Origin of the sequence: Yinghuangia soli (genome assembly GCF_021502675.1) — a bacterium.
Taxonomy (GTDB): Bacteria; Actinomycetota; Actinomycetes; order Streptomycetales; family Streptomycetaceae; genus Yinghuangia; species Yinghuangia soli.
This window is the reverse complement of sequence record NZ_JAKFHA010000031.1, coordinates 52378-71025: the sequence shown is the minus strand read 5'-3', so window position 1 is coordinate 71025 and position 18648 is coordinate 52378. Positions and strand designations below refer to the sequence as shown.

The following is an 18648-nucleotide window of genomic DNA, read 5'->3' as shown; positions in this document are numbered from 1 at the left end:
CCCGCCCGGCCCCCGCCCCCCCGCCGTCCGCCGCCCCGCCCCCCCCCCCGCCACTAATCGGGCAAACAGGGATCGAATCGGACCGCCGCCGAACGAGCCGACCGACAGTCAGGAGTCCGGCAGGTGGGGCGCTGCGTGACCCGGGGCGGATCAAAGGGCAAGGAGTTATATAAGAGCGTTTCGTCCCTCAAGAAGGCGGTTCGATGGCTTTCTGGGATGTGACGGGTTCCGCTCGAATGTGACGGCTGAACGCCTATGCGGCAAGGGGCGTGTGCTGGGACGAGCGTGCGCCCGTTTCGCTCCCTTGGCTCCTGTCTCATCCCAACAGGAACCGGTCGGCGCGTCTATGCGCCCTGGGGGTGGACGCGACCGGCCGGTACCACCGAAACATGACGGGCCGCCGCCCGTATCCCAGCGATCTGTCCGATGCCCGCTGGGCGTTGGTCGAACCCACGCTCACGGCCTGGCGCGTCGAACGCCGCGGCCGCGGTCTCGACATCGGCCGACCACCCGAACATGACCTGCGGGACCTGATGGACGCCGTCCTCTACGTCGACCGCACGGGCATCCCCTGGCGCTACCTGCCGCACGACTACCCGCCGTGGGTCACCGTCTACGGATACTTCGCGCGATGGCAGAAGGACGGCGTCTTCGAGCAGCTCAACGGCCTGCTGCGGACCCTCATCCGCCGGCAGGCCGGACGGGACGCCGAACCGAGCGCGTGCGTCCTGGACAGTCAGAGCGTCAAGACCTCCGCCAACGTCCACGCGGCCGACCAGGGCATCGACGCCGGCAAGCGCATCGCGGGCCGCAAACGCCACATCGCCGTCGACACCCTCGGCCTGCTCCTGACCGTCTGGGTCACCGCCGCCGGTGTCTCCGACAACACCGGCGGCATCCGCCTGCTCTCCCAGGTCGCCGACCGCCACCCGCGCATGGCCAAGGCGTTCACCGACACCGGCTATCGCACACAGGCGATCGAACACGGCGCCGAACTCGGCATCGACGTCCACGTCGTACGACGAGACCCCGACGACAAATCTCGCGGGTTCAAGGTGATCGCCTGGCGCTGGATCGTCGAGCGCACGCTCGGCTGGCTCATGCACCACCGACGATTCGCGCGCGACTACGAGGCGCACGCGCACCAATCCGAGGCCATGATCCAGCTCGCGCTGATCGACCTCATGAGCCGACGCCTTACCCGCGAGAGCACCCCGAACTGGCGCGGCACCTGACCGGCCCTCCCACCTGCGTCCGTCACTCCTTCGGACCCTGGCGAACGACAGGTGACCGCGGCGGGAATGATGGGAGCCCCGCCTGGAAGGAGGCACGTTCATGAAGCTGGTCTCCGACCCGGCGTTCGGCGAAGTAGACCTCAGCGCCTCAGCGGAGGAACTGACGCGGCTGGCAAACATGGTGGCCAGTGGCCGCGGGTTCATCAGCGCCACGTTCCCGCCCGGCGGCAAAACCCTGGCCAGCATCGAGGTCACGGATGCCACCGGTCCCGGGGTCCTAGTCCATCTCGACGCAGATCGACAGGTCCTGGTGATCAGCGGCGACTCCGGCGGCAGGGCAGTACTCGCGGACAACCTGCACGCCATGGCCGGCGACGAAAACGGCGGCCATCTCCACATCGACTACTTCCCCGGGCACTGGTATCTCGTCGAAGGGTCGGTGCCGCTGGTGGTCAACAGCCCGCACGGGGGCATGCCGTCCCACTGAACCGCCCAGCGGATCAGCTTCCTCGGCCTTCCTACGACCAGACGGAAATCCAGGGACGAAACGCTCTTTCAAAGGTCGAACATGCTGCCGATCTCGGCATCGACGTCCACGTCGTCCGACGCGACCCGACGACCACACACGCGGGTTCAAGGTCATCGCCTGGCGCTGGATCGTCGAACGCGCCCTCGGCTGGCTCATGCGCCACCGCCCCCTTGCCCGCGACTACGAGTCCCACCCACACCGCTCCGAAGCGATGGTTCAGCTCGCGGAACTGGCGCGGAACCTGACCACTCACGGAGTGGTCGGACCTCGAACGCTGACACGACAGTTCGTGCAGCGGATCTCGCCTGTGGGCCTGCGCAGTTCGCCGATTGCCGGCGCCATACTTTTGGTATGAGCAACACGAGCCCCATGCATTACCCGCTTGCGTGGGACGACGTTGACCCTGGCCGTCATCCGTTCGACCCGGGCACTGTCGCGAGTGTCGTCGCCGGAGTGCCTACGGACCGACTTACGAAGGTCCTGGTCGCTCGCTTTGGGCCGTGGGCCGGTGGCTGGACCTGGACTCGCAACAACAGTGGTGGGCCCGTGACGATCTGGTGTTGCTGGGCTCACCCTCGCGGCGGGATGAGACATGCGGAGTTGGTCGAAGCCGCCCTGACGGAGTGGCGGACCTGGCTGGAAGCCCTCGCATCACGCTTTGATGCGTTGGCGCCGCCCGCCGGTCCGCCGAGAGACCGCTTGGCGGCATGGGAACACGCGGTGACAGTTCTCGTGACGGACGTCGTGGAGCGCACGGAAGCCTTCGAGGGGTGGCACGCGCACGGCACATTGGTCCTCGAATGGTTCCTCGCCCACCAGGGTGTCCCCCCGAAGCGCCGCAGGCCACTCCTCGACAAGGCCATCAGGGGTCGATTCGCCGACTGGCACAAGCCCGACCCCGAGGTGCTCGCAGACGTGGCCCGACGGGTGGCCGCCGCGGCGGAGGAAGCAATGCGGCGTTCGTAGGAGATCAGAACGAAATTCCCAGGACAAAACGCTCTTTCAGCCGACCGTGAACTCCTCTCGGGCGAACATTGCCGCCAGCCTCTCCGGGGCGTCTTTCACACAGGCCTCGGCGAGGCTGTCGACGAGCCGGTCGTAGTCCTCCCCCGTGGCGCCGTCGTACGCCTCGGTCATCCGGCCCCACTCGTCCCACGGCAGCATCTCGCGCTTGCACAGTGCGGCGAGGTCCCGGATGGCGTTGCCGCTGATCTCGCCGGCCCCCAGGCGTGTGCGGTGCCGGCTACGCCGAACCGGTGACCGTCGGCGAGTCCCCTGCGGTACTGGATCCAGGCTTCACCGCCGGTGAGGTACTCGTCCGCGGCGAGGTCGTCCGGGCGCGGGATGTACGCCGTCCCCAGGTGCTCGGTGTCGACGCGTACCCAGCGGCCGCTCTCGGTGTCCCGGTATTCGGTGATCCAGTGGTCGACGCCGTGGTCCTCGAGGAAGTACATGCCGAAGCCGCAGCGGGCCCGGGCCGGGATCCCTCGGGCGCGCAGGAAGGCGCAGGCGAGCGTGGCGAAATGGCGGCACGTGCCGACCACGCGCTTGTCGGGCGTGCGGGCCAGGTGCAGCGGGGACGGGTCGAGTGCGGTCAGTGCAGCGACCAGGTCGGCGGCCGGGCGGATGTCCTTCTCGGCGATACGGGCTTCGGGGATCCCCTGCGCGGCGGCGTCGGCGGGCTGGATGACCAGGCCCTGGGCGGCGGTGCAGATGCCGACGGGGTCGTCGGGCAGGTGGGCGGTGAGGCGGATCTGCATGGCGTCGAGGGCCGTGAACGGTCCGCGCCGGGCGTAGTCGAACTCGAGGTCGAGCCGGTCGTCTGCCATGGGCGGGGAGGGTAGGGCACAGGTACGACATCTCTGGTTCGCCTGCGCCTCTCCCCCGTGTCGGCAGCCGGTCAGGCTCCGGCAGTCTGCTCGGCCCACCACGTGCGGTCCACGGTCGATGCCTCCAGTTCCTCGCTTTGGCGGATGGCGTGCTCGACGAACTCCTTTGGCAGGCGCACGCCGTGGTGCTCGACGTAGTGGGCGAGCCCGCTGGGCCAGACGTACACACCGTCGGTCTTCTCGTCGCCGCCGTTGTGGGCGCCGCAGATGCGGCAGAGCGAGACGCCCATGAAGCGTCGGCCGGTCCGGCCGTCGTCCAGGTAGTCGACGACGAGAGCGCGTTCGTTCCCGTCCCAGGTGGTGTCGACGAGGTTCGCGGGGTGCGGCAGGCGGTCGTTGGTGTCCGACCGCCAGTAGCCGAGGGCTCGGAGATGCATGGTCGGGAGGTTAGCGGCGGCGCGGATGGCGGACGCGACTCCACCTGCCCGGGGCATGCCATGGGGGTTCGGGGCGCGCGTGGTCCCCGGAGGGTCGCTCCGGGGACCACACGGCGCGGGGCGTGCCGGTGGGCACGCTGCATGCGGGGTGCGGGTGTACGGGGGGATTCGTGTGGCGGGTCGGTTGTTGGGGGTCTCCCCCGGCGGCCCGGTCCGGTCCTCCTACCTGCCGCTCTGCCGGTCTTCGGCCCTTCGGCCCTTCGGCCAGTGTGATCAGGCGAGGTTCTTGGCGGTGCCGTCGGGCTTGATGTCGACGAGCTTGGCGGCGATGCCCTGGTCTTCGAAGGCCTTGACGAGGGAGGCCATGTCCTCGGAGTAGATGTTCCAGCTGTCGGTGTGGACGGCGACGACCTTGCGGGGTACGAGGTCCTTGGCGACGCGGGCGGCGTCCTTGGAGGTGAGGGTGAGCGGGGCGTTGTCGAGGATTGCGGGGGTGCGGGCGGCGCCGGCGAAGAGGACGGCGGTGTCGATGGGGCCGATCTCGGACTTGATGCGGTCCCCCACCTGCTTGGCGACGGTGGCGGAGGCGTTGTCGCCGGAGATGTAGGTGGTGGGGACGCCGGGGCCGCTGAGGACGAAGCCGGTGACCTCGCCGTCGGCGCCGCGGTCGACGCCGTCGGGGCCGTGCAGGGCGGGTACGGCGGTGATCTTGATGGTGCCGCGGGCGGTCTTGAGGTCGGTGGAGGTCCAGCTGGCCAGGGCGGTGACGTGGTCGCCGAGGCGCTGGTGGGCGCCGGGGGTGGAGAGGACGAGGGGTGCGGTCTTGAGGAGTTCGCGCCCGGAGTCGTCGAGGTTGTCGTCGTGCTGGTCGTGGGACAGCAGGACGGCGTCGATGCGGCCGAGTTTGTCGGGGCCGTAGGCGGGTGCCTGGGTCTTCTCCAGGCCGCTGGGGTACTTCTTCGGCTGGTCGAAGGTCGGGTCGATGAGGATGCGGGCGCCGGCGACTTCGAGGAGCGTGGTGGGGCCGCCTATGTGGGTGACGGTGAAGGCTGCGGCGGGGGTGGCCGGGTCGGTGTTCGCTCCGGGGGTTCCGGTGCTGCCAGCGGCCGGGGTGTTCTGCGCTGCGGGTTCGTCGGCGTCGGCGTCTCCCCCGCAGCCGGTGAGCAGGGCGGCGCTTGCGGTGGCGGCGAGGGCGGCTGTGGCGGCGAGGCGGAACGTCGGGCGCTTCATGGGCGTACCAGCTCTCGTGCGGTTTCGGGCGTGTCGGATCGCCCCGGAGCGGTGTCCCGGCCCCGAGGTGTGAGCAACGCTAACACGCGTCGTGATCGTCGCTTACACATCGACCTTCGCTCCCCCGCCGAAGCCGGATCAGCGCAGGTCAAGCGTGTTAACGCTGCTATCGTGGGCGGCATGTCGACGGCACGTGAACGCATCCTGGACGCCACCGCGGAACTCCTCGCCACCAAGGACGCCCTGGCGATCTCCACGCGCGCGATCTGCGACCGCGCCCGCGTCGGCATGCCGGAGATCTACCGCCAGTTCGGCGACAAGCAGGGCCTGCTCACCGCGGTCGCCGACGTCGGCTTCGCGCGCTTCCTCGCCAACAAGCGCCGCAACCCGCTCACCGACGACCCGGTGGCCGACCTGCGCACCGCGTGGGACAGCCACGTCGCGTTCGCGCTGGGCAACCCGCACCTGTACCGGCTGATGTTCACGCCCGCGGGCGACAGCCGTCCGCAGGGCATCGCGGAGGCGCAGGCGCTGCTGCTGGCCGCGGTGGAGCGCTGCCGGGATGCCGGACGGCTGCGTACGCCGCCGGAGTTGGCGGTGCAGTCGATCCTGTCGGCGAACGTGGGCGTGTGCCTGATGGCGCTGTCGTTCCCGGAGCGGTTCGGTGCGCTGGATATCTCGGTGGCGGTGCGCGACGCGGTGATCGGCAGGGTCGCGGGCGACGACCGCGAGGACGCGCGCCTGGCCACCGCCGCGGTGCTCGTGCAGGCGCTGGCCGGCACGCTCACCGGTACGGCGCCCGTGGACGGCGATGCGGCCGTGGACCGCCTGGCGCTGGCGCTGCGCGAGTCGCTCTCCCCCGCCGGGGACTGACCCGGGGACTGGCCCGGGACTGACTGGAACGCCTGCGCCGTCCGGGCACCTGGCCTGCCGGGGCAACCTGTTCGGCGGGTTGCGTCCACTACCGGGCGAGGAGGTGTTCGTTGGACACGGTCGATGAAGCCGAGTTCCGGGAGTACGCCGCGGCCCGCTGGGAGCGGTTGGTGCGGATCGCGTACTTGCTCACCGGGGACCGGCACCATGCGGAGGACCTGGCGCAGACGGCGTTGGAGCAGGCGTACGCGGGTTGGCATCGCGTGGCGCGCAGTGAGAACCGGGACGCGTATGTGCACCGCATCCTGGTGCGCTGCAATGCGCGGCGGTTCCGGAAGCGGCGGGTCGGCGAGCGGCTGACCGATGCGGTGCCGGAGGTGGCGGCGCCGGATGCGCATGCGGGTCTGGAGACGCGGCATGCGCTGCTGGGTGCGCTGGCGGAACTCCCGGCGCGGCAGCGGGCGGTGATAGTGCTGCGCTACTGGTCCGACTTGTCCGAGCAGGACGTCGCGGCGGCGGTGGGCTGCTCGGTGGGGACGGTGAAGAGCCAGGCGTCCAAGGGGCTGGCGAAGTTGCGGTCCCATCCCGTGGTGCGCGATCTCGCGCCGGCGCCGGCGGTTCCGCCGGTGCCGCGGATCTCTGCGGCTTTCCCAGGAGGACAGTGATGGCATCGCACGACCTGGAGTACTCCCCGGTGGCGGGGAGCGGATTGGCGTACGGGCTCGGCGAGGCGGCGGACGAGGTGCGGCCGGGGCCGGTTCCGCTGGAGGGGATCGTGCGCGGCGGCCGGCGGCTCCGGGCGCGGCGGCGGGTGGCGGTCGTGTCGGCCGTGTCTGCGGTGTCGGTGCTTGCCGCGGGTGCGGTGGGGGCGGCGGCAGTGTTCGGTGCGGCGGGCGGGGATGCGGACCGGGTGGGGCCGGGGCGGTCGGAGGTGCCGAGCGCGGTGGGGTCCGGGCGTTCCGAGGTGCCGGGCGGGGTGCTCGGTTCGACGACGCTGGCGCAGGGCGTGTTCGACGGGGTGGCGTGGGAGTTGGTGCGCACGCTTGCGGTCGTCCCGGCGGCCGAAGTAGCCGCGCAGTGGCCAGCGGCCCCGCTCGGTGCGGAGGCGACGGTCGTGCGGCTCACGGTGCGGTATGACGACGGCTCCGGCTCCTTGGTGGGCGAGACCAGCAGCATCGACCCCGGGCGTCCTGCCTGGAAGAGGCTGTACCTGGGGACGTTCGGCGCGACTCCGTTCGAGGCGCGGGCCGGGCAGTCGGCCGTGCGGGGCTGGCTGGTGCAAGGCCGCATCCCGGGCGAGGTGGCGAAGGTGGTGGTGACCGCGGCGGACGGGACGGTGACCGTGTTGTCCGGTGCGGATCTGATCGCGGCTCCCGCGCCGGAGGACGGCAGCTTCGCCGTGTACTTCGCGGTGGCGCTTCCGCGGTCGGAGGGTGAGGCGCGGCCGCGGGTGGAGATGTACGACGCGGCGGGCGTGCCGGTGTGCTGCGGTAAGTGAGGCGCGGGTGAGGGGCGGGGAGCGTACCCGGTTTCGGGGTGGGTGGGTATCTGGACAAGCCGGACTGGTGGGGGCGGCTGGCACTTTCGGGCGGATTTCCCGCCTTCGCCTACCCCGGAGGTGCTCCCCGTTCTATCGTCGGCCCGATCGGTGTCACCCGAGGGAAGGGGCCGGCCGTGACCCGACGAGGGATGGGTGCCGCGCGGGTCGGTCAGGCTTTGGGTCTGGTCCCCCGGCAGGTTCGGCTCGCTGCGCGGGCGGGTCTGCTCGACCAGCACGAGGACGGCACGTTCGATGCGGACTGCGTGGCGCGGGCGGCCGCGGACCAGCGGCGTTTCCTGGATGCGCTGCATCGTGAGGAGCCGTTGAGCGCGCGGCAGGCGGCGGTGCGGCTGCACATCAGCCGGGAGCGGTTCCTGCGGGTGGCGCGTACGGCGGAGTTGCCGGTGGTGGAGCGGCAGTGGTTGCGGCGGGACGGCCGGGACCTGGAGGTGTGCTACTACCGCACGGCGGATGTGGATGCGCTGCTGCCGCATGTGGTGGCGGATATCGAGTTGCGGGCTGCGGCTGCTGCGGTGGCGCGGTCGCAGGCGGCTGTGAAGGCGGCGCGGACGCGGGCGCACAACCGTGAACGGGCGCGGAATGCGCGGCAGTTGCTGGCGACGCGGCGGCCGGGTGCGTCGGGTGACCCGGTCGAGACGGTGTTGTGGGCGGTGGCGTTGGGGGCGGCGTTCGGGCGGATCGTGCCGCGGTTGCGGCGGTTCCGGGACGATTCGCGGGCGCAGGCGCTGGCCGAGTTGGTGCTGCAGGCGCGGTTGCGGCCGGCGGAGTTGGCGCAGTTGGCGGACGAGGCTGCGGGGCCGGCGTTGCGGGCGTTGCCGGCGTTGGCGAAGCCGGTGGAGGTGGCGGCGCGGCTGGGTGTTCCGGCGTTGCGGGTGGCGGAGCATATTCCGGCGTTGCACGGCTATATCGCGCGGGAGACGTTGGAGGAGTTGGCGCAGGTTCCGCCGGGGTGGCTGCTGCTGTTGCGGGGGGATCAGGAGTTGGCGCGGGTTTCTGCGATGTGGGGGCGGGAGCAGGAGCGGGCGTGGCAGTTGGCGCGGGAGCGTGCCGATGCGGTGTTGCGGGACGCTGCGCGGGCGGTGGCGCGGTTGTCGGACGATGCGGTGGCGGAGTTGTTCGGGTTGGACGTGGAGTTGGTGGCGGCGTTGCGTCCGCGGAGCGGGCGGTGGGCGGCGGCGTATGTGGAGGAGTTGCTGAGGTCGCGTCCGGTGTGGTTGGCGGATGCGGGGGCGGCGCGTGCGGAGGTGGCGCGGCGGGCGGTGTCGGCGGAGCGGCGGGCGTCGGCGCGTACGGCGCGGCGGTTGGGGTGGCGCCGGGTGTGGGCGCAGGTGTTCGGGGTGCCGGTGGAGGAGGTTCCGGAGTCGGTGGGGAGGCCGACTCCGGCGGCGGTGCGGGCGGCGCTGGCGGCTCCGCCGCGGTGGGCGCGGGTGGCGGGCGGGGGCGGGGCCGCCGCGGTGTGAGCGGCCGTGTGCGCGTCGGTGCGGTGGTGGTGTGTGCGGGGTGCGGCGTGCTGGTTCGGTTTGTCGTGTCGGTGCTGGTCGGGTGCTGGTCGGGTGCTGGTCGGCGGGGTTCCGGGGGTGTGTCGCGGGCGGGGTGGCGGAGGAGGTGGCGGTGCGGGGTGGGTCGTGTCGGGCGGGTGTGTCGGTAGAGGTCACGGGCCGATAACATCCCGGCATGACGCGTCGCCGAATACGTTGGGTAGCGGTTGTCGGTTCGGTCGTGATGGCGGCGGGTGTCTCCTCGGCGTGCGAGCGGAACGCTGATTCGCCTCCGTCGGCGGGGCCGTTCTCGGGGCAGCCGCCGGTGGCGGCGCCTTCTCCTGAGCGGGTGACTCCGGGGCCGGCGATGATGCCGTCTCGGCCGTGCCGTGTCCCGTCGGGTGCCGCGCACCGGGGGGCGAGTTTCGACGAACCGGAGAACACGCTGGCGGCGTTCGCGCGGGCGGTGGGTGCGGGTGCTCCGGCGATCGAGCTGGACGTGCACTGGACGCGGGACGGTGTGCCGGTGGTGATCCACGATCCGACGGTGGACCGGACGACGGGCGCGCGCGGGCGGGTGGATGCCCTGACGGCGGCCGAGGTGGGGGCGTTGGACGCGGGGCGGGGGCAGCGGATTCCGCGGTTGGACGCGGTGCTGGGGATGGCGGCGCGCAGTGGTGCGCAGGCGCTGGTGGAGTTGAAGACGGTGCCGACGCCGGAGCAGGCCCGGGTGCTGGTGGCGATGCTGGCGGAGTCGCGGGCGTCGTATGTGGTGCATTCGTTCCTGCCCGCGGCGCTGGAGGCGGTGCGGGCGGCGCAGCCGGGTGCGCCGGTGGGCCTGACGACGGGTGAGTACGTGCCGCCGGAGGCGGCGGCGCGGTTCGGATCGTTCTTCAATGTCGCGAAGGGCCAGGTGGATCCGGCGCGGGTGGCGGCATGGCATGGGGCGGGGCTGAAGGTGTACGCGTGGGTGGCGGACGATCCGGAGTCGTGGGAGGCGCTGTCCGCGGCGGGGGTCGACGGGATCGTGACGGACCGGATTCCGGCGTACATGGTGTGGGCGCGGGCGAAGTGCGCGGCGCAGCAGTGATGTTCAGCCGGTCTGCTCGCCCTGCCTACCCTGCCTAGCCTGGTCGGTCTGGTCGGTCTGGTCGGTCTGCTTGTCCTGCTCGGTGCGGCGGGTGCGGGCGGCGAGTGCGGTGGCGGCCAGGACGAGGATGAGCGGGGCCAGTCCTGCGTGGCGCGGGGTGTGGTGCTGGAGGAGGCCGACGGCGGCGGCGCCGGTGGCGAGGGCGGCGAGGCGGCCGAGGGCCCATTGTTCGTCGGTGGTGGGGCGGCGGAGCAGGCCGGCGGTGCGGGCGAGGCCGACGAGGGTGCCGGTGAAGTAGGTGGAGGGTGTCCCCCATGCGGCGGCCTGGATGCCCATGGCGAGAGCGGCGAGGGCGGTCCACACGGCCGGGGCGGGCGGGTGCCCGCCGGTGAGGGTCCAGGCGGCGACGGGCGCGGCGAGGATGGCCATTTCGGTGCCGAGCAGGGCGGGCGCGGTGTGGTGGGGCGTGGTCCGGGCGGCCAGGGCGGCGCCGGTGGCGAATCCGGCGAGGGCCGCGGCGGCGTGGACGGTGGTGGCGGTGTCGCCGCTGAGGGTGGCGGCGCCGATGAAGACGATGTTGGCGGTCATGACGCCGGCGAAGACGTGGCCCAGGCACAGGACGGCGAAGGCGTCGACGGCCCCGGAGAGGGCGGCCAGGGTGAGCAGCAGGGTGTGGTCGCGGCGGGTGGCGGTGCGGTAGGGGGCGTCGGGTGACGGTCCGGTGTGCGGCGGCGCGGGGGTGGGCGGGCCGGCGGGTCGCGGACCGGGCGGGGTGCCGGGGTCGGGCGTCACGGCTGCCATTGTGGCGGTGTGGGTGGTGTGCGGCGGTTTGCGACACCCGGGGCCGGGCCGGCCATGAGGTTCTCCGGGTCGGCGGCGCCTGGTGAGGTGACGCCGGCGCGCGGACTCGTGTGCGGGTCCCCCGCTCCCGGTGCACCCGGGTCATCGGCGCGGCCCGGTCGGGAAGACGGAACCGGACGGGACGGGACGGGACGGGACCGACGTACGGCGGGTGTTGACGGGTGTTGACGGGTGCGGGCGTGGGTGCGGCCCGGTAGCCGGGGGCTGGTGTCGGCGTACCGGGCCGCGGCCTGTGGGCCCTTCGGCCAGAGGCTGAGGCCAGGGACTCCAGGTCAGTTGCTGCGGTCAGTCGCGGCCGGTGAGTTTCTTGACCTGGGCGCGCAGGAGTCCGAAGTCCGGCTGGGGGCCGCGGTCTTCGGTGGAGTCGGCGTCCTGGGCGAGGGTGGTGACGAGGCGGTCGCCGACGCGGACGACGCTGACGGTGGCGTAGGTGCGTTTGCCCTTGTCGCCCCAGCGGAGCTGGTAGCCGGCGGCGCCGTCGCCGACGGTGGGGAGCATGTTGTCGAGGGTCTCGACCTTGGTCCAGGGGCCGCCGCCGATGCGTGCCTCGGTGGTGCGGCAGGGGGTGACCGCGTCGGCGATGGAGGCGAGGAGCTGCGGGGTGGTGCCGGCCGGGTACTCCTGGATGTTCGCGGACATCGGGTAGAGGCGTCCGGCGATGTAGACCGATGCGGCGGCGGTGGGGCGGGTGGTGGCGTGGTCGGGGTCGATCATGTCGAAGAGGGGCTGGCAGCGCGGGTCGCGGGCTTCGATCTCGGTGCTGGGCTGCCAGTTGCGGCCGTTGAGGACGGAGATGGTGCCGGCCGCGAGGTTGAGTTCGGCGGGCAGGTCGGCCTGCTTGACGAGGAGGTCTTCGAGGGCGCCCTTCTTGCCGTTGGCGCCGCCGCTTCCGCCGCCGGTGCCGGGGCCGCTGGTGACCTTGTCCTCGAACAGGCCGCCTTTCTTGCCGGAGCCGCAGGCAGTGGTCGTGAGCGCGAGTGCGGCGGCGGTCGCGGCTGCGGCGGCGATGCGCCTGCGGGCCGGCTTCCGTCGCTGCGGGTGCCTGGTATGCGTATGCGTCTGCGGTGCCGATGCGGTGTTCCCCGTGGCCGCCATGGTGTCCCTTCGCTCGGTTGCGGTCCGCTGGTGCGCGGACCGGTTCAAGGTCTCCGATGCGGAGGGGCGGGTTCGGGTTCCCGGGGCGGCGGGATGCGAGGGAGATCCACAAGCCGTTTGGTTGGGCCGGTGGCGGCCGGTACACGGCCTCGGCCGGCCGTCCGGCGGGCAGCCCCAGGGCGGCCGGCGGACAACGGCTAGGCGTCGTCCATGAGTTCGGCGGCGACCAGGGCGCCGAGGTCGGTGCAGGCCTCGCGGGCTGGGCGGGTGATCGCTCCGGTGACCTCGACCGCGGGGCGGATGCGGCGCAGGTTCATGACGGCGGCCGCGCCCTCGACGGAGCGCACCGCGCCGGCGGTGTCGCTGCCGCCGTGTACGTACAGGCCGTACGGCTTGCGGGTCAGGGAGCCGGAGTCGAGGTAGAGCAGCTGGTCGAACCAGTGCTTGAGGGCGCCGGACATGTAGCCGATGTTCGCGGGGGTGCCGAGGAGGAACGCGTCGGCCTCCAGGGCCTCGGCGGGTGCGCAGACCAGGGCCGGGCGGACGCGGACCTCGACGCCGGTGATGTCCGGGTCGCGGGCGCCGGTCAGGGCCGCGTCGAGGAGTTCGGCGAGGTTCGGGGACGGGGTGTGGTGCACCACCAAGAGGACCGCCACGCGTTCGTGCTCCTGTCCGTAGGTCGGCAAGTCGGCAGATCGGCGAGCCGGTGGGTCGGCGACGCGGCGGACCGGCGCGGGGCCGGTCGGGTGCGTCGCCTTCCGATGTCGTACCGGTGATCACCCTAGAGCGCGAGCGGGCGCGGCCACGCGGGTGAATTTCATGGGATAAGCCGCAAACTCACCTATTTGCCGCTTCCCATACGATTCACCTCTGGTGACGATGAGAACACTTTCTGTGAGTTCCGGCGTCGTGCGACCGCCGTCGTCCCACCGCACCACGTGCACGTCCCCTCGTGCACCGCCCTCAGGAGTAACCGTGGTCCTGTCCATCTCCGGAGTCCTGCTCCTCGGCGTCATCGCCTTCCTCTTCTTCCGCAAGGACGGAATGAAGATCTCCCACGCCCTGGTCTGCGCACTCTTCGGCTTCTACCTGGCCAGCACCGCGATCGCCCCGCACATCAAGGCCAGCGGCAACAGCCTGGCCAGCCTGCTGGGCGGCCTCAACTTCTAGGCCCCGTCCCGTCCCCGTCCCGTCAGCGTCTCCGCGCGGAAGCCCGGGCGCCGACACCCGTCCCCGGCCCCGGTCCCCCGCGGCCGTGGCTGGCCCGGACCGCCACCGGCCCCGACTCCTCACCGAGCCGGGGCCGTGCGCGTACGCCGGGCCGGCACCGCCGTTCCCGCGCCTGTCCCCCGGCGCGCACCCCCTCGGCAGCACCGCCGAGTGCGCGCCGGCGTCCGAACGAACCGTCCGCCGCCCCGCTGCCCTGCCGCCCCAGGAGCTCTCGTGCCGTCCCCCCTGCCGCCCACCGCACCCGCCCTGTCCCGCCGCCTGGCCGCCGCCACCCGCAGCGGCATCTCCGCCACCCGTGCCGGACTGTCCGGCGGACGCGCCCAGTTCGGCCGCATCCGCCACCACGCCCGCGACATGTTCGCACCGCTCATCCACCTCGGCCGCGGTCTGCGCCGCGAGGTCGCCTGGGCCCGCGCCTGGTGGAAGGACGCTCCCGCGGACAAGCGCAAGGCCGCCGCGGTCGGCGCCGCACTGACCGTGGTGCTGCTCTACTTCCTGCCGTTCGGGCCGCTGCTCGCCCTCGGCGGCATCATGGCCGGCGCCGCCTGGATGGGCCGCGACCGCACCCCGCCGCCGCCCCCGGGCCCGCCGCCCGGCGACGGCCGCCTGCAGGCCGTCTACAACGGCCTCGTCCCGCACCTCGCCGACGACCACGACCCGGCCGCCCTGTTCACCCCCGGCGGCGACTACAAGAAGGCGTTCGAGCACCACGAGTTCGACGGCGACCGCCTTACCCGCCTCGAACTGCGCTACTCCCCCTACTTCACCGACGACGACCCCGACGCCCGGGCCCGCATCGAGCGCGTCGTCGAGGCCAAGGCCGGGCGCTCCCGCGAGTACCTGTACGAGTGGGACACCGAGAACAACAAGCTCACCGTCGCCGCGCTCGCCCCGCTGCCCGGCCCTGTCCCGGCCCAGCACTACGTGACCGCGCCGTGCGAGATCGTCCTCGGCTTCACCGACGCCACCTCCACCAACCGGCTCATCCCCGTCGCCCTGGACCCGGCCGACCCGGCCGCGGTGTGCCAGCTGCCGCCGGTGATCTGGCGTACCGGCACCCGCACCAACGCGCCGCACCTCCTCGCCGTCGCCGGCCCCGCGGCCGGCAAGACCACGCTGCTGCGTACCGTCGCGCTGCAGGCGCTGCGCGACGGCGACGTCATCGCGGTCGACGCCACCGGCTCCGGGGACTTCGCGTACCTGGCCGGGCGGCCCGGGGTGCTGCGCGTGGACACCACCGCCGAGCAGGTCCGCGAGACGCTGACCTGGCTGCGCGGCGAGGCGGCCCGCCGCGCGGCGGCCATCGCGGACGCCAAGGCCGCCGGCCTGCCGGTGCCCGAGGACGCCCGCCGCCCGCTGTGGGTGCTGCTGGACGAACCGGCCGAACTCGGCGGCGGCGCGGCCGGCGACCTGTTCGAACTCTTGGACCTGCCGCTGCGCCTGGGCCGCACCACGCACATCAGCGTGGTCGCCACCGCGCGGCCCGCGCAGCTGGACCGGCTGCACCCGGGGCTGCTCGGCGAGACGCACACCCGGATCGTGCTCGGCGGCATGGACGAGGCGCAGCTGTACGCGGCGCTCGGTGCGGCGCCGGGCATCGCGGGCGGCGAGGCGATGCCGGCCGGCCGCGGGTACGCGCGGTTCGGGGCGGGCGCGGTGATCCGGCTGCAGACGCCGTACACGCCCGACCCGCTCGAGGACGACACGCCGGACGCCGACCGGCGGCGGATCCTGGACCTGCTGCCGGCCGCGGGCGGCCTTGCGGAGGGCTCGGGCCCGGGCAGCGCGTCGGGCGGGTCGGTGCCGTCGCTGGTGAAGTCGCTGTAGCGGTTACCGGACCAGCTACTGGAGCAGTCGCTGGAGTGGAGCCTCCGCCGCGGCGGGGGTTGCGGGCCCGGGCCCCGGACGATCACCACGATCGCCGGGGCCCGGGCCTTTTCGTATCGGCCCGTGCCGCCCCGTGTCGGCCCCTGCCGCAATCCGCTTCGGGTGCCGGAGCGTTCACTCGTACGGCCGACATCGGGCGATTCCGCTACCCCAACCGGGCATGAATACGCCAAACCGCCCGCACCATGGGGTCGGCCGCGCCATGATGGACGCTCCGAGACACCGGCCGGACGGCACCGAGGACGTGGACGCCCGTGTTCGACCTCGCGAACCTCACCCCCAGCGACCTCGTCGTCTGCGGGTCCGATCTGCGTCAGGCGACCGCTTCCGCGGAGACCGCGTCCGACGCTGCGTTCGCGCTCGCCCGCCACCTGCGCGGGACTTTCGCCGACCCCGGAACCGGCACCGCGCAGGTGTCGCTCGTGCGGGTGTACGCCACGGCGCGCACCGTGGGCGGCAGCGGGGTCCCCGGGCGGGTCCTCGAACTGCTGTCCGGGGACGGCGACTTCATCCCGGCTCCGGGCCACCCCGGGCACATGGAGCTGCTCACGCTGTCCGGCGAGGGCGCGGGTTCGCCCGCTCCGCTGCACCCGGCGCTGGAGGCGGTGCTGCGGGACCTCGGGGTGATCGAGTCGCCGGCGCCCGGTCCTCCCGGCTCCGGGGACGAGGAGGGCGGCGGGCAGGACGACGGGCCCGGCCCGCGCCCTGGCCCGCATGCCGACCCGCATGCCGGCCAGGAGCCCGAACTTCCGGTGCCTCTCCCCGACTCCGCACCGGCGTCCGGGGAGTCCGCGGGCGGTTCCCGGTCCGGTGCGCCGGCGGCCGTCGCCCCCTCGGCGCCCTTCGCGGTGGCCGAGGCGACCGGGGCCACCGGGGCCACGGGGCTTGCCGGTCTCACCGGTATCGGCGGCACCGCGGCGGAGACCGCCGGTACGGACGCGCCGACCGGCACCGTGCCCGCTCCTCCCGTACCGCCCGCGTCGCCTTCGCCGGCGTCCCCGCCCGGTGCTGCCGGGGCCGGCTCGTCTTTCGGAGCCGGTGGCGTACCGGGGGCGGTACCGGGTGCTGTGCCGGGTGTTCCGGTGCTGCCGGTCCTTCCCGAGCCTGCCGGGCTGCTGGTGCCGGACCCGCCCGGGTCCGGTCCGTTCGCGTCGGTCGCGGCCGCTGCCGCGGTGGCGGCGCTCGCCGCGGACCCGGCCGGGGCCATGGTCACCGGCGTGACCGGCGCGACCGGGGTGGCGGTCACGGGGGCGGGGGCCGCGTTCGATCCGGATGCGGAGCCGGAGCGGCATGCGATCGCGCACATCCCGGACCAGTTGGCGGTGCACCACGGCATCCGCACGGTGCTGGGGTTCGCGGGGACGCTGCCGGACGGCGAGTTGTTCGCGGTGCTGCTGTTCACCGGTTTCCACATCCCGCCCGCGGCCGCCGAGCTGCTGCGCGGGTTGACCGCGGCGACCCGGCTGGCGCTGCTGCCGGCCCCGGCGACGCCCGTCCCGACGCCCCGGAACGGGCAGTTGACCGCGGCGCGCCTGGATGCACTGGAGCAGCTGCTCGCGGCGACCGAGGACACCACGGTCGAGCAGGCCCGGACGGTGGAGACGTACCGGGGGCGGGTGCGCACCCAGGCGGAGCAGCTGCGGCTCAAGCAGCGCCGGCTGGAGCAGGAGACGCACATCGTCGAGGTGCTCTACAACGTGGGGCAGCAGTTGACGCGCGAGCTGGATCTGGACCAGTTGGTGCAGGTGGCGACGGATGCGGCGACGACGGTGATCGCGGCGGAGCACGGGCTGCTGCTGTACCGGGACGCGGACACCGACGGGCCGGGCGAGATCGGCGAGGACATCAGCCATGCGGCGGCGGTGCGCGGGGGTACGGCGCATCCGCTGCTGCCGGATCCGGCGGTGCGGCTGACGGGTGCGCATCTGGCGTCGGACGTGGTGCGGTGCGGGGATGTGGCGGAGCATCCGGGGCGGTGGCATCAGGCACCGGTGGCGGAGGATCCGGCGGCGCTCCCGGTGCGCAGCTATCTGTGCGTGCCGGTGGTGAACCGGGACGGGGAGGCGCTGGGGTCGTTCGCGTTCGCGCATTCGAAGCCGGACATCTTCACCGAGCGGGACGAGCAGCTGGCGCTGGGGATCGCGGCGCAGGCTGCGGCGGCGATCGAGAATGCGCGGTTGTACCGGAGTGTGCGGGACACGGCGGTGCGGTTGCAGCGGTCGCTGCTGCCGCCGGAGTTGCCGGACATCGACACGCTGGAGATCGCGTGCCGGTATCTGCCGGGGGCGCGCGGCAGCCAGGTCGGGGGTGACTGGTTCGACGTGATCCCGTTGTCGGCGGGGCGGGTCGCGCTGGTGATCGGTGACGTGATGGGCCGCGGGCTGGCGGCTGCGGCGGTGATGGGGCAGCTGCGGACGGCGGTGCGGGCGTATGCGGTGATGGATCTGCCGCCGGCGCAGGTGATGCGGCATCTGAACCGGCTGATGGGCGGGATGGGCGGGGAGGACCAGATCACGACGTGCGTGTACGCGGTGTACGACCCGGGGCACGATTCGATCCGCTGGTCGAATGCGGGGCATCTGCCGCCGGCGCTGATCTCGGCGTCGGGCGAGGTGCGTCTGCTCGACGACGACCTGGGGGTGCCGCTGGGGGTGGACGGGACGATGTTCGAGGACGCCGAGGTGGTGTTCGGGGCGTCGGACCGGCTGCTGCTGTACACGGACGGGCTGGTGGAGCGGCACGATGTGTCGCTGACCGAGCGGCTGCACCTGTTCACGGCGGCGATGGGCGGGGTGGCGCTGAACCCGGACGGGGTGCAGGACACGTGCGACCGGCTGCTGGGCGGGATGCTGACCGGGCGCGAGCACGACGATGTGGCGCTGCTGCTGGTCCGGGCGCAGGCGGGGCGCGAGCGGGCGGCGGCTCTGGAGCTGCCGCCGACGCCGCGGGCGGCACGCGAGGCGCGGGAGTTCGTGCGGTCGGTGCTGCTGGGGTGGCGGCTGGGGGCGCTGGTGGACGGGGCGTGCTCGGTGGCGACGGAGTTGGTGGCGAATGCGGTGGAGCATGCGCGTACGCCGATGGAGTTGCGCCTGCGGCATCGTCCGGGACGGCTGGTGGTGCAGGTGGCGGACCACGACGGGCGGCTGCCGCGGCGGCTGTCGGCGGGCGAGGGCGACGAGCGGCATCGAGGGCTGATGATCGTGGCGGCGCTGGCCGCGGACTGGGGCGTGCGGCCCACGGATGCGGGGAAGGTGGTCTGGGCCGAGCTGGCCGACCACGGCTGACGGCGCGCGCGGTTTGCGGCCGGGCTGCG

18 protein-coding genes and 1 pseudogene are annotated in these 18648 nt (G+C 73.0%); 12 read left to right on the top strand and 7 right to left on the bottom strand.

Annotation, left to right across the window (positions count from 1 at the left end; genetic code table 11):
* The first annotated feature begins 389 nt into the window (after positions 1–389).
* From LZ495_RS34260 to LZ495_RS34245, 4 genes and pseudogenes are all read left to right on the top strand, one after another.
* Positions 390–1235, top strand: a complete 846-nt coding sequence (locus tag LZ495_RS34260; protein WP_235057029.1) for an IS5 family transposase — start codon at positions 390–392, stop codon at positions 1233–1235.
* Positions 1236–1335: 100 nt separating this feature from the next.
* Positions 1336–1722: an Imm32 family immunity protein gene (locus LZ495_RS34255; protein WP_235057028.1), complete on the top strand. Its 387-nt coding sequence runs from the start codon at positions 1336–1338 to the stop codon at positions 1720–1722.
* A 74-nt stretch (positions 1723–1796) separates the two neighbouring features.
* Positions 1797–2011, top strand: a pseudogene (locus LZ495_RS45440) (IS5 family transposase); the annotation flags it as partial.
* 473 nt (positions 2012–2484) lie between these two features.
* On the top strand, positions 2485–2730 hold the full coding sequence (locus tag LZ495_RS34245; protein WP_235057027.1) for a hypothetical protein: 246 nt from the start codon (positions 2485–2487) through the stop codon (positions 2728–2730).
* Between the two features lie 36 nt (positions 2731–2766).
* On the opposite strand, the gene LZ495_RS44380 is transcribed toward LZ495_RS34245, so the two are convergent.
* The 4 genes from LZ495_RS44380 to LZ495_RS34230 all read right to left on the bottom strand — a co-directional run bounded on the left by LZ495_RS44380 (position 2767) and on the right by LZ495_RS34230 (position 5260).
* A complete protein-coding gene (locus tag LZ495_RS44380) occupies positions 2767–2901 on the bottom strand; it encodes a hypothetical protein (protein WP_268823705.1) in 135 nt (44 codons plus the stop codon).
* Positions 2898–3593: a transglutaminase-like domain-containing protein gene (locus LZ495_RS34240; RefSeq protein WP_235057026.1), complete on the bottom strand. Its 696-nt coding sequence runs from the start codon at positions 3591–3593 to the stop codon at positions 2898–2900. The genes LZ495_RS44380 and LZ495_RS34240 overlap by 4 nt, the downstream gene beginning before the upstream one ends.
* A 71-nt stretch (positions 3594–3664) precedes the next feature.
* Positions 3665–4030: a hypothetical protein gene (locus tag LZ495_RS34235; protein ID WP_235057025.1), complete on the bottom strand. Its 366-nt coding sequence runs from the start codon at positions 4028–4030 to the stop codon at positions 3665–3667.
* Positions 4031–4303: 273 nt separating this feature from the next.
* Positions 4304–5260 carry an MBL fold metallo-hydrolase gene (locus tag LZ495_RS34230; protein WP_235057024.1) on the bottom strand — a complete coding sequence of 319 codons (957 nt, stop codon included), beginning with the start codon at positions 5258–5260 and terminating at the stop codon, positions 4304–4306.
* Between the two features lie 180 nt (positions 5261–5440).
* Here LZ495_RS34230 and LZ495_RS34225 point away from each other — a divergent pair, with 180 nt between their 5' ends.
* From LZ495_RS34225 to LZ495_RS34205, 5 genes are all read left to right on the top strand, one after another.
* Positions 5441–6133: a TetR/AcrR family transcriptional regulator gene (locus LZ495_RS34225; RefSeq protein ID WP_235057023.1), complete on the top strand. Its 693-nt coding sequence runs from the start codon at positions 5441–5443 to the stop codon at positions 6131–6133.
* A gap of 110 nt (positions 6134–6243) precedes the next feature.
* Positions 6244–6798, top strand: a complete 555-nt coding sequence (locus LZ495_RS34220; protein ID WP_235057022.1) for a SigE family RNA polymerase sigma factor — start codon at positions 6244–6246, stop codon at positions 6796–6798.
* Entirely contained in the window at positions 6798–7631 is an 834-nt protein-coding gene (locus LZ495_RS34215; RefSeq protein ID WP_235057021.1) for a hypothetical protein, read from the top strand. Before LZ495_RS34220 ends, LZ495_RS34215 begins: the two co-directional genes overlap by 1 nt.
* Positions 7632–7807: 176 nt before the next feature.
* A complete protein-coding gene (locus LZ495_RS34210) occupies positions 7808–9154 on the top strand; it encodes a hypothetical protein (RefSeq protein ID WP_235057020.1) in 1347 nt (448 codons plus the stop codon).
* Between the two features lie 214 nt (positions 9155–9368).
* Positions 9369–10262, top strand: a complete 894-nt coding sequence (locus LZ495_RS34205) for a glycerophosphodiester phosphodiesterase (RefSeq protein ID WP_235057019.1) — start codon at positions 9369–9371, stop codon at positions 10260–10262.
* 3 nt (positions 10263–10265) lie between these two features.
* Here the strand turns inward: LZ495_RS34205 and LZ495_RS34200 are convergent, their stop codons facing one another.
* The 3 genes from LZ495_RS34200 to LZ495_RS34190 form a co-directional block, all read right to left on the bottom strand.
* Positions 10266–11054: a YoaK family protein gene (locus LZ495_RS34200; protein ID WP_235057018.1), complete on the bottom strand. Its 789-nt coding sequence runs from the start codon at positions 11052–11054 to the stop codon at positions 10266–10268.
* A gap of 354 nt (positions 11055–11408) precedes the next feature.
* Entirely contained in the window at positions 11409–12218 is an 810-nt protein-coding gene (locus tag LZ495_RS34195) for a hypothetical protein (protein WP_235057017.1), read from the bottom strand.
* 197 nt (positions 12219–12415) lie between these two features.
* The gene (locus LZ495_RS34190; RefSeq protein ID WP_235057016.1) at positions 12416–12874 is read right to left on the bottom strand and encodes a flavodoxin family protein; all 459 of its coding nucleotides are present in this window, start codon (positions 12872–12874) and stop codon (positions 12416–12418) included.
* 319 nt (positions 12875–13193) lie between these two features.
* Here LZ495_RS34190 and LZ495_RS34185 point away from each other — a divergent pair, with 319 nt between their 5' ends.
* The 3 genes from LZ495_RS34185 to LZ495_RS34175 all read left to right on the top strand — a co-directional run bounded on the left by LZ495_RS34185 (position 13194) and on the right by LZ495_RS34175 (position 18619).
* The gene (locus LZ495_RS34185) at positions 13194–13388 is read left to right on the top strand and encodes a hypothetical protein (protein ID WP_235057015.1); all 195 of its coding nucleotides are present in this window, start codon (positions 13194–13196) and stop codon (positions 13386–13388) included.
* A 273-nt stretch (positions 13389–13661) separates the two neighbouring features.
* The gene (locus LZ495_RS34180; RefSeq protein WP_235057014.1) at positions 13662–15275 is read left to right on the top strand and encodes a hypothetical protein; all 1614 of its coding nucleotides are present in this window, start codon (positions 13662–13664) and stop codon (positions 15273–15275) included.
* Between the two features lie 314 nt (positions 15276–15589).
* Positions 15590–18619 (top strand): ATP-binding SpoIIE family protein phosphatase, encoded by a 3030-nt coding sequence (locus tag LZ495_RS34175; RefSeq protein WP_235057013.1) that lies wholly within the window; start codon positions 15590–15592, stop codon positions 18617–18619.
* The last annotated feature ends 29 nt before the right edge of the window (positions 18620–18648 follow it).